We start from the raw sequence: 11,350 nt of genomic DNA, 5'->3' as shown, positions 1-11,350 counted from the left end.
CCGCCCTGGCGCCACCGGAGCCGCCGCACGAGCGCGAGCAGGCGGGGGAGCCGGAGACGACGCAGGCGCAGCACCGGCCGGGCCCTCCCCGGGCGCGTCCGCAGGTCGAGGTCGACGAGGTGCTGTGGGCCATCTGGTCGAGTCTGGGGCTGGAGCGGACGTGGCGCTCCCAAGCCCTGCGCGGGGGTCCGGCGGGGGCGCGGGCGGATCGCGACCTCGACGCGGTGTGCGCCCTGTTCGACGCCGCCGCACGGTACGTCGAGCGGCTGCCGGGAAGCCGCCCCGAAGGGTTCCTCGAGCACGTCGCGGAGCAGGAGATCGCGGCCGACAGCCTCGCGGCGCGCCGGGCGCGCGCCGGGGAGGTGACGTTGACCACCCCGGCCGGGGCGGTCGGTGGCGAGTGGCACACGGTGGTCCTCGCGGGCGTGCAGGACGGCGTGTGGCCCGATCTGCGGCCACGCGGCTCCGCGCTGCAGATCCCTCGACTGCTCGACGTCCTCGATGGCCGCGACACCGAGGCCGACGCCGACCGCGTTCGGCGGGTGCGTCACGACGAGGCGCGGCTCCTGTACGTCGCGGTGACGCGCGCCACCGAACGGCTCGTCGTGACCGCCGTCCGCGACGAGGAGACCCGGCCGTCGGCCTACCTCGACGTGATCGACCCCGTCGACGACCCCGACACCCGTCGCGCCACGGCCCCGGCTCAACGCCCCTTCTCCGAGAGCGGCGTGGTCGCCGATCTGCGCCGCCGGCTCCTCACCGAGACCGACGAGCGGGTGCGGGCCGCGCTGGCCGAGCGGCTCTCCCGGCTCGCGGAGGCGGGGGTGGCGGCCGCGGATCCCGATCGGTGGTGGGCGGGGCACGAGGTGACCGACGACCGCCCGGTGCGTCCGGCCGGCGAGCACGTGTCGGTCTCGCCGTCCCGGGTGGAGGCGTTCACGCGGTGCGGCCTGCGCTGGTTCCTCACCTCGTGCGGAGGCCAGTCGACCCACGAGTCGACGGCGGTCGCGGTGGGCAACCTCGTGCACGAGATCGCCGCCGAGGTCGACAACGGCGACGAGTCGGCGCTGCACACGGCGCTGGAAGCGCGGTGGGCCCGCCTCGGGCTCGGCGACGGGTGGCTCGTGCGGCGGCAGTACGACCTGGCGCGCTCGATGCTCAGCCGGCTCGCCCGCTACGACGCGCAGGCGCGCAACGACGGGTGGCAGGTCGTCGGGCGGGAACTGCCGACGGCGGTCGAGGTCGGGCGCGCCACCGTGCGCGGTCGGGTCGACCGGCTGGAGCGCGACTCCGAAGGCCGGCTGCGTGTCGTCGATCTGAAGACCGGAGCCGGCAAACCGACTCGCGCGGAGGTCCCGCGGTTGCCGCAGCTGGGCGCCTACCAGGTGGCCGTGAACCGGGGTGCGTTCGCGGCGCACGGCGCCGACTCCGCCGGTGCCGCGTTGCTCCAGCTGGGGCGTGCGGCGGGCGCCCAGGTGACCCTGCAGGTGCAGGACTCGCTGGACCGCGACCCCGAACCGGGGTGGGCGGAGAACCTGTTGGCACAGGTTGCCGAGGGCATGGCCGCGGATCGCTTCGAGGCCCGGCTCTCCGAGAGCTGTCGAACCTGCCCTGCGGCCGACTCCTGCCCGTTGCTGGCGACGAGGTGGATGCTGTGACCGGCGCCGGTGCGCACGCGATCGCGCGGGCGCTGGGGCAGCCGCCGCCGACCCCGGAACAGACCCGCATCATCGAGCACCCTCCCGCGTCGATGCTGGTCGTCGCCGGCGCGGGCTCGGGCAAGACCGAGACGATGGCGTCCCGGGTCGTGTGGCTGGTGGCCAACGGGCACGTCGCGCCGCGCTCGGTCCTCGGCTTGACGTTCACGCGTAAGGCAGCCGGGGAACTCGCTGAGCGCATCGAACGTCGGCTGCGACGCCTGCAGACCACCGGCCTGTGGACGCCTGCCGCCGAGGCGCCGGGGGCGGCCGTCGACGAGCGGCCGTCCGGGCCATCCGAGTTGCCCGGGTCGTCCGAGGCACCGGGCGCATCGGGGCTGACGACCGCGGAACCGCCGACGATCTCGACCTACCACGCCTACGCGGGGCGGCTGTTGCGCGACCACGGGTTGCGGCTCGGGGTCGAGAACGATGCGCGACTGTTGACCCAGGCCGCGGCCTGGCAGTTGGCTCACGAGGCGGTGACCACGTACGACGGCGATCTCGACGGCCTCGACGCCGCCGAGTCGACGATCACCCAGGCGGTGCTCGCGTTGAGCGCCGAACTGGCCGAGCATCTGCGTGCGCCGGCCGACGTCGAGGCCGTGCTGTCGGGCCTGGGGGAGCGGGTGGCCGGGCTGCCCCTCGGAGGTCGTCGTCGCGGGGTGCCGGCGCAGGTGGCGGCGCTGCTCGCGCACGCCCGTGGCCAGCGAGCGATCCTGCCGCTGCTGGAGCGGTATGCCGCGCTGAAGCGTCGCCGGGACTGCCTCGACTTCGCCGACCAGATGGCGCTCGCCGCGCGGCTCGTGCAGCGCTACCCGGACGTCGCCGCTGCCGAGCGCGCCCGGCACACGGTGGTGCTGCTCGATGAGTTCCAGGACACTAGCGAGGCCCAACTCCGGCTCCTGGAGTCGCTGTTCGCCGACCCGGCCGCGTCCGACCCGGTGCCGGTCATGGCGGTCGGAGACCCCAACCAGTCGATCTACGGGTGGCGCGGGGCGAGCGCGACCACCCTGTCGGCCTTCACCGAACGGTTCGGGGCCGGCCGCCGCGGGGTGCCGACGCTCCCGCTGTCGACGAGTTGGCGCAACGACGTGGCGATCCTCGACGCCGCCAACACGCTCGCGGAGCCGCTGCGTCGCGGGTCGCCCGTCGACGTGGCGCGACTCGTGCCGGCCCCGGCTGCGGGGCCGGGGCGGCTCTGGGCGTCGCGCGAACTGACGCACGTGGAGGAGGCACAGCGGGTGGCTGACTGGGTGGCCCAACGCTGGTGGGCCTCCGACGCCGACGGGCGCCGGTCGGGCGCGAGCGCCGCGGTGTTGTGCCGACGGCGGGCCCAGTTTCCGGCGGTCGTCGACGCCCTGCGCGATCGCGGGCTGCCGGTGGAGGTCGTCGGCGTCGGCGGTCTGCTGCTCACTCCGGAGGTCGGCGACCTGCACGCCCTGCTGGGGGTGGCGGCCGACCCCGCCCGCGGCGACATGCTGATGCGGCTGCTCACCGGTCCCGCGGTGCGCCTCGGCGCCGCCGACCTCGACGCACTCGCCGCCTGGACCCGACGCCTGCACCGCTCGCCGCGAACGCCCGCCGAGCCGGACGAGTCGGGCGAGAGGGGCAGGTCAGACACGGCGGAAGCGGCCCCTGATGCACCTGAGGCACGTGAGGCACGTGAGGCCATCGAGGTTCCGGTGGGGGAGGTGCACGACGCGCCGAGCATCATCGAGGCCGTGCACCGGCTCCCGCCGCCGGGGTGGACGGGGCCGGACGGGCAGTGGTTGTCGGCACCGGCTCGCAGCCGCCTACACGAGCTGGAGTCGGCGATCGCCGTGGTGCGGCGCGCCGCTGATCAGCCGTTGTCCGACATCGTGCGGGTCGCCGAGGAGGCCCTCGGCCTCGACGTGGAGGTCGCCGCCCGTCCGGGCGCCGACTGGGCGACGTCTCGAGTGCATCTGGACGCCTTCGCCGACGTCGCCCGCGATTTCGAGGCGGCCGCCGACCGGCCCGGGCTCGATGGTTTCCTTGCGTGGCTCGAGGTGGCTCGCAGCGAGGAACGAGGGTTGGAGACCCCGGCCTCACACGCCAGTGACGACTGCGTGCAGGTGCTGACCGTGCACGCGGCCAAAGGACTCGAGTGGGACGTGGTGGCGATCCCGGGGCTGCTCGAGGGTTCCTTCCCGTCGTACCGGTTCGGTCGGTCGACCCCCGAGGGAGATCGTTGGGTGCTCGGGCCGCCCAAGGACCGCGGGTGGGTCACCGGGCTCGACCGCATTCCGTACGAACTGCGAGGTGACGCCGCGGCGCTGCCCGTGCTCGGTTGGCGGTCCAGCGCCACGATGAACGATCTGGAGGCCGAGCTGGACGACTTCGCGCAAGAGGGCGGGCGCCACGCGCTGTCGGAGGAACGACGGCTCGCCTACGTCGCGCTGACGCGGGCCCGGCACGAAGTGCTCCTGTCGGCGTCCGTCTGGGCCGAAGCGGGCAGCCCCAGGGTGACCTCGCGTTTCTTGACCGAGCTGCTCGACACCGTCTCGACCGAGGTCGAGATGCTCGACTGGGTCGAGATGCCCGCGACCAACGATCCGTCGATCGCCAACCCACTGCAGGACAGCGCCCCCGTGGCGTTGTGGCCCGTCTCGAACGACGATGCCGGGCGGGCCGCAGTCCATGTCGCGGCGGCTGGCCTCGTTCGCCGACACCGCTCCGGCGACGCGCCGCCGCCGGCCGTGGGCGACGAGTTCGATGAGCAGACCGACGCTCTCCTGCGCGAGGCGGACCTGCTCATCGAACGGCGAGAGCTGGACCGGCGGGCACGCAGCCGCGAGACGGCTGGCGATCGTGGTGATCTCGGTGGACCCGGTGGACCCGGTGGACCCGGTGGACCCGGTGGACCCGGTGGACCCGGTGGACCCGGTGGACCCGGTGGACCCGGCGACCTCGGTGAGCCCGGCGAGCCCGGTGCCGTCGGTGAGCTCGACGACGAGGCGGCCCGACTCATGCCGGGGCACCTGTCCACGTCGCAGCTGGTGCGCTACGCGGAAGACCCCGACGGCTTCGTGGCCGACCTTCGCCGCCCTGTGCCGTCGAGGCCGTCTCGCGGGCGCCGGGCCGGCACCCAGCTGCACCGGTGGATCGAGCAGCATTACGGGAAGGCCTCCATCGTCGACCTCGACGACCTGCCCGGCTCGGCGGACGACGAACTCGGCCCCGACCTGGAGCAGGCGAAGGCACGGTTCCTCGCGAGCGAATGGGCGTCCCGGGAGCCGGTCGCCGTCGAGTTGCCTGTCGAGACCGTCATCGACGGGGTGCCGTTGCGGGGACGTATCGACGCGGTCTTCCCGGATCCTCGCAACGCCGGGGGCGTCGTCATCGTCGACTGGAAGTCGTCGCGACCGACCACTGCAGACCGGTTGCGGGCACGCACGCTGCAGCTGAGCGCCTACCGGCTCGCCTATGCCCGCTTGGCCGGACTGGCCCTCGACGACGTGGCGGCCGCATTCTACCACGCGGCGACCGGCCAGACGGTGTACCCGCCGCGCGCGCAGGACGCCGAGCACGATCTGCGACGGTACGTGGCTGCCCTGCGAACAGGGGGTGAGCCCGATGGCTAGGTGACCGTTCCGGCTGTCCGGACACTGCGCGGACTCCGGGCGTCTGCGGGCGTCGGTCGGCGTCGGTCAGCGCCTCGTCAGTGACCGTCAGCGCGCCCCGCGACTTCCGTCAGCGCCCCCGTCGTGGGGAGCGTGGCCGTTGCTGGAGGCGTCGATCGGACTGCCGTGGGTCGGCGGACATGCGCCGGCGGTTGGCTGCCCGCTGTTCGGCCAACTCGAGCCGGGTCAGCGGACGGGGCGGCTCGTCGTCATGGACGTCGTGGACGTCGTGCTGATCATCGGCTACGTGGTCCGGGTCGTCACGGGGCGCCGCCTCGGCGTGCTCCACGACGTCGATCTGTTCGACGTACTCAGCGTGCTCGACGTACCCGGCTTGATCGACGTACCCGGCTTGATCGACGCGGTCGGCTTGCTCGACGTACTCGGTTTGTTCGACCTGCTCGACCTGCTCGATGTGACCGATGTGCCCGCGGTCCTGGTGTCGTGGACTGGGCCCGGACGCGGCGGAGTCGGGCGACTCGGTCGACGCAGCTGTTGGGGCGTGCTCGCTGGTGAGATCCGTCGGCGCGGTGTCGGGCTCGTCGACCACCGGGACGATGTCGTCGTCCTCGTAGCCGATCTCGACGCCCGAATCCGCCGGTAGCACGACGTCGGCCTGGCGCGAGCGATACGCCTCTCGAACTCCATGCGTCTCGTGCCGCTCGTCGCGATCCGTCGGGCCAGGTGAGTCCCGGTCCGAGGAAGGCTCGACCGTCCCGTTGTCGTCGAGTAGTACCGGCGAGGGCTCGGCCGGCCCCGCCTCGCCGCGAGGACTCGATGTCGTTGTCACGGCGCGCTGGGTCGGGACGTCGGGCTCAGCCGTGGTGGTGGGTTCGGCCGTGTTGGTGGGTTCGGCCGTGGTGGTGGGTTCGGTCGAGAGGTCGGGTTCGGTGGGGACGTCGGGCTGTGCCGTCACGGTCGCTTCGAGTTCGACGCTCCCGTATCCATCGCGCTCGTCCGAGACGGCCGGGAACGGTGCTGTCCGGGCGCCGGTCTCGACCGTCTCGGGGCGGTCGATCGATTCGTCCTCGCGGTCCGCCGCGGAGATGTGCTCGCTCGCCTCGTCGCTCGCCTGGTCGCGCGCGATCGGCAGCGGAGCCGTCGGGGTAGGCCCATGCGGTCGTGACGTCTCCGCGCGGTCGGCCGCGCTCACGGGCAGCGGAGTTGTCGCCTCCCGGTCATTCCACTCGGAGTCGGACGGCGAATCCCCCGAATCCTCCCGAGACTCGGGCTCCCGCGCCGCCGTCGATGCTGCTTCCGGCGTGACCTCGCCACCCGGCACCTGCGGCTCGCCCGGCACCTGCGGCTCGCCCGGCACCTGCGGCTCGCCCGGCACCTGCGGCTCGCCCGGTGCAGCTGTCGCCTGCGACTGCTGACCGGCCCTGCCCGGCTTTTCGTGCACAACGCCGTGCTCGCCGAGGCGCCGGGTCGGGCCGCCCGCCTGATACAGCTCATCGGCGCCGGAGGGATCCGGCTCGAAATCCACCGGGAGCCGGTCCACGGCCGTGCCGCTGCGATTGCCGCCGTGCCCCATCGAGACCAGATCGTCGAGGCGGCGCAGGGCTTCGGTCGCCTGCGTCAGGTGCCGCCGGTCGCCGAGCCGCCGCGCCGTCAACAGCTCCGTGAGGTACTCCAGCTCGGCCAACAGCCTGGCCCGGTCGGCCAGGTGTGGGTCGGGGAGTTCGTGCCGCGCCCCGGCGTAGGCCTCGACGACCGTGTCCACCGCGTCCGACGGGCACAACGCGAGCAGCGCCGCCAGGTCCTGAGCCGGGTCCGCGATCTGCGCGTTCTCCCAACTCGTGATGCCGACCACCTGCGCGCTGGCCGTGTCCGCCGGGTCGCCGAAACGCAGCAACACGTGGTCGTCCTGCAGCCGTCCGTGCACCGGGGACGGCGCGAACCGCCACCACGACACGTCGTCGAGCATCCGCTCCCAGCGCGCCAACAAGCCCGTCGGCACCAATCCCGTCGCAGCACCACGGTCGACATCCGACTGCCGGCGCCGCCGCAGGTCGTCGGCCTCGTAAGCCGGCACCCCCGCCTCCTCGAACAAGCGCCGGTCCAGGTTGTGCACAGCGGCGATCGCGGCGGCGATGCCGGCCGTCAGCCCCGGTCCCGGGGGCAGCAACGTGAAGTCGACGCAGCGCCCGGTGATGAGCGGGTAGACGACGGCGCGCCGCCCGTCCCGCAGCGGCGCCACGCCGGTGATCTCCGGCACCGCGAACGGCAGTCGCCCGGTGAGCATCTCCGCCAGGGCGAACGACTCCTCCTGCTGCGCCGTGGCCACCGCGTCCGTCGGCACCCGCACCACCCAGCGACCGCCCTCGGCGCCCTCGATGAACCCCACCCGGAAGCGTTCCCCGACGCGGTCGACCAGCTCCTCGACGAGGTGCGGTCGCAATCCGGGCACGGCGGCATCCGCCAGCGCCGCGAGGGTCCAGGCCGAACGTGTCACCGCCCCACGGTATCCATGTCCCGCTCGCACGCACGCTCACCGCGCGGGCGGGGCGCCGACGTGGCCGGCCCGCGTCGTGTGGGAGTGTGACGCATATGGTTCCCCAGCCGTGGACGGCCTACCTCGACCGCTGTGCCGACGAACGGCTGCGCGAGGGCCTCATCGCCGACCTGCTCGCCGACCCCGCCACCCGCGTTGTCGACTGGTCCTCCGACGGGGCCCTCATCGACACCTCACTCGATGGAGCGGCTAGGAGCACGCGTCTCGCCCTGCGACCCGGCTCCGCCTATCCGCACCCCGGGCTCGCGTTCTTCCTCGGTCGTGACGACACCGGCTCCGCCTGGGTCGCCGTCGTCACCGATGAGCCGCGCGAACCCGGCGAGCCCGGCCACGTTGCGGGAGCGTCCGGCGCGCCCGGCGCCGCGGAACCCGTGCGGCTCGGGCTGCGCGACATCGGGCACCGCCTTCCCGGCGTAGAGCTCGAGGCATACCTGACCACTCAGGCGCTCGCCGGGTGGCATCGCAACCACCCGTGCTGCCCGCGCTGCGGCGCGCCCACCGTCGCCACGCACGCCGGGTGGGTGCGGCGCTGCGAGGCCGACGGCTCCGAGCACTATCCGCGCTGCGACCCGGCCGTCATCATGGCTGTCACCGATCCCGACGACCGCCTTCTGCTCGCCCGAGCACCCGCGTGGCCGCGGAACCGCCGCTCCGTGCTCGCGGGTTTCGTCGAGCCGGGAGAGCGACTCGAGATGGCCGTCGCCCGCGAGGTCGCCGAGGAGGTCGGCCTCGCCGTCGACGACATCGAGTATGTCGGCAGCCAGCCCTGGCCGTTTCCGGCCTCCCTCATGCTCGGCTTCACCGCCCGCGCCGGCACCGCGGACCTGCGCATCGACGACGGGGAGATCGCCGCCGCGGAGTGGTACACCCGCGAGCAGCTGCGCGCCGTCGTCGCCGACGGCACCTTGGGCCTGCCCGGGCGCCTGTCGATCGCGCGCCGCCTCATCGAGGGGTGGTTCGGGGAGCCGTTGACGCCGCAGCGCGAAGTGCCGTTCCACCGCCCCGACGCCTCGCACCTCGACGGCCCGCCGAGCAGCGGACGCTGAGGCGACCGTCCCAGCCGTTCCCATCCGTTCCCAGCCGTTCCCAGCCGTTCCATCGGAGGCAGTGACGCCCCCCGAGATCTGCTGCGCGGGTGCGGTCACCGCGCATCGGGTCGTCCGGCGGGCAAGCCGCGCCGTGCGCGCGTCGGCCCGGGCGCTCTGAGAGGATCGCCGGTGATGGCCCAGCGACCCGACTCCCGCCCGACCGGCAATCCAGCGCCCCTACGGGGCTCGCCGGTTACGCCCGTCGCGCCGGCGGTTCCGGTCGCCCCGGCTGGGCCCGGCATGCCGGTCGAACGGCTCACGACGAGCACCGCCGACCCCGACAGCCTGCTCGCCGCGCTCGACCCCGAGCAGCGGGCGGTCGCCGAGCAGCCGCTCGGCCCCATGTGCGTGCTGGCGGGCGCGGGAACCGGCAAGACGCGCGCGATCACCCACCGCATCGCGTACGGCGTCGCCGCGGGCATGCTCGTGCCGCAGCGCGTGCTCGCCGTGACGTTCACGGCCCGAGCGGCGGGGGAGATGCGCACGCGGCTGCGCGAACTCGGCGCCCGCGGCGTGCAGGCCCGCACCTTTCACGCCGCCGCCCTGCGGCAGTTGCACTACTTCTGGCCGCAGGCCGTCGGGGGAGCCGCCCCGGAGGTCGCCGCGCACAAGGCGGCCCTTGTGGCCGAGGCCGGCGGTCGTCTGCAGCTGCGGCTCGATCGCGCCGCGATCCGCGACCTGGCGGCCGAACTCGAGTGGTCCAAGGTCGGCATGCTCACCCACGAGACCTATCCGGAGGCGGCCCGCGCGGCCCGGCGCGAACCGCCGGGCATGGACGTCACCGCGATGGCCCGACTCATCGCCGAGTACGAGCAGGTGAAGGCCGAGCGCGGCGTCATCGACTTCGAAGACGTGCTGCTGCTGCTCGTCGGCATCCTGCGCGAGCGCGGCGACATCGCGGCCCGCATTCGCGAGCAGTACCGCCATTTCGTAGTCGACGAGTACCAGGACGTCAACGCCGTGCAGCAGCGTCTGCTCGACCTGTGGGTCGGAGACCGCACAGACGTGTGTGTCGTTGGTGACCCGGCGCAGACGATCTATTCCTTCACCGGCGCCTCTCCGCGCCACCTGCTCGACTTTCCGCGCCGCCACCCCGGCTCCAGCACCGTGCGACTCGTGCGCAACTACCGCTCCACCCCGCAGATCGTCGGCCTGGCCAACACGGTCATCGCGACCCGTCGGGGCGCCCACGCCGGCGTCGAGCTGACGGCCGTGAACGCGGCAGGTCCGCAGCCCGAGCTACGCCGCTACGACGACGACGACGCGGAGGCCGAGGGCACGGCCGCCGCCATCGGTGGCCTGATCTCCGCTGGTGTGCCGCCGGCGGAGATCGCCGTGCTCTACCGCACCAACAGTCAGTCGGAGGCGATCGAAGCGGCCCTCGCAGCCGCCGACATCCCCTATCTCGTGCGCGGCGGTGAGCGGTTCTTCGCCCGCCAGGAGGTGCGTCGCGGCGTCGTGCTGTTGCGGGGTGCGGCCCGCTCCGACGACGGGACGACGCCGCTGCCCCGGCTCGTCGGTGACGTGCTCACCGGCGCCGGTTGGACCCCGACGCCGCCCACCGGCCGGGGTGCGGTCCGCGAGCAGTGGGAGTCGCTCACCGCGCTCGTGCGGCTCGCCGAGGACCTGTGCCGCGTCAACCCGCAGGCCAGGCTCCGCGACTACATCGGCGAGATCGAGGAACGTGCCGCGGCCGCCCACGCCCCCCGCGTCGACGGCGTCACCCTCGCCAGCCTGCACGCCGCGAAGGGCCTGGAATGGGACGCGGTCTTCCTCGTCGGCGCGAGCGACGGCCTCCTGCCGATCTCGATGGCGCGGGGTGCCGCGCAGATCGAGGAGGAGCGCCGCCTGCTGTACGTCGGCCTCACCCGCGCCCGCAGACACCTCACCCTGTCGTGGGCGGCGGCCCGCGCGGCCGGGGGGCGACCCAATCGGGTGCCGTCCAGGTTTCTCGCCCCGGCCGTGGGCATCCTCGGGGAGTCGGTGCGCGGCCCAGAGCGAGCCGCGGCGCCCTCGGCCGGCGGCCAGAGTCGCCGAGGCCGGGCGGAACGCCCGAGGGTGCCGGCGCGCTGCCGCGGGTGCGGTGCCGAGCTGTCCGACGCCGCGGCACGCAAGATCGGCCGCTGCGCGGACTGCCCCCCGGCCTACGACGAACAGACCTTCGACCGGCTCCGGGCGTGGCGGCTCGAGGTCTCCCGCCGCGCCAAGGTGCCCGCCTTCGTCGTCTTCACCGACGCCACCCTCGTGGCCATCGCCGAGCGCGAACCCGCCGACCTCGCCGACCTCGCCCGCATCAGCGGCGTGAGCGGCACGAAGCTGGCCAAGCACGGCGAAGCGGTGCTGGCCGTGCTACGCGGCGAGGCCGTCGTCGGCGCCGTCCAGGCCGACGGCTGAGGAGGCGGTCCG

Annotated in this window: 5 protein-coding genes; 4 read left to right on the top strand and 1 reads right to left on the bottom strand. The window is 73.9% G+C overall.

Annotated elements, in window-relative coordinates:
• Both PINTE_RS06655 and PINTE_RS06650 read left to right on the top strand, forming a co-directional pair.
• Positions 1–1,658: PD-(D/E)XK nuclease family protein (locus PINTE_RS06655; protein WP_169798475.1), on the top strand; the 1,658-nt coding region annotated here is incomplete at its 5' end.
• Entirely contained in the window at positions 1,655–5,302 is a 3,648-nt protein-coding gene (locus tag PINTE_RS06650; protein ID WP_068427721.1) for an ATP-dependent helicase, read from the top strand. The genes PINTE_RS06655 and PINTE_RS06650, both read left to right, overlap by 4 nt.
• Before the next feature lie 109 nt (positions 5,303–5,411).
• On the opposite strand, the gene PINTE_RS06645 is transcribed toward PINTE_RS06650, so the two are convergent.
• Complete coding sequence (locus tag PINTE_RS06645; RefSeq protein WP_068427719.1) at positions 5,412–7,796, bottom strand: phosphotransferase; 2,385 nt, start codon at positions 7,794–7,796, stop codon at positions 5,412–5,414.
• A 95-nt stretch (positions 7,797–7,891) separates the two neighbouring features.
• Between PINTE_RS06645 and nudC the strand changes: the two genes are divergently transcribed.
• A complete protein-coding gene (nudC, locus tag PINTE_RS06640) occupies positions 7,892–8,902 on the top strand; it encodes an NAD(+) diphosphatase (RefSeq protein ID WP_084343323.1) in 1,011 nt (336 codons plus the stop codon).
• Positions 8,903–9,184: 282 nt separating this feature from the next.
• Complete coding sequence (locus PINTE_RS06635; protein WP_068427717.1) at positions 9,185–11,338, top strand: ATP-dependent DNA helicase UvrD2; 2,154 nt, start codon at positions 9,185–9,187, stop codon at positions 11,336–11,338.
• Positions 11,339–11,350 lie beyond the last annotated feature (12 nt).

The sequence above is a fragment of the Piscicoccus intestinalis NBRC 104926 genome (assembly GCF_001515525.1).
Taxonomy (GTDB): domain Bacteria; phylum Actinomycetota; class Actinomycetes; order Actinomycetales; family Dermatophilaceae; genus Kineosphaera; species Kineosphaera intestinalis.
Note: the sequence above shows the minus strand (reverse complement) of the source record. Positions and strands in the feature narration are given on the sequence as shown.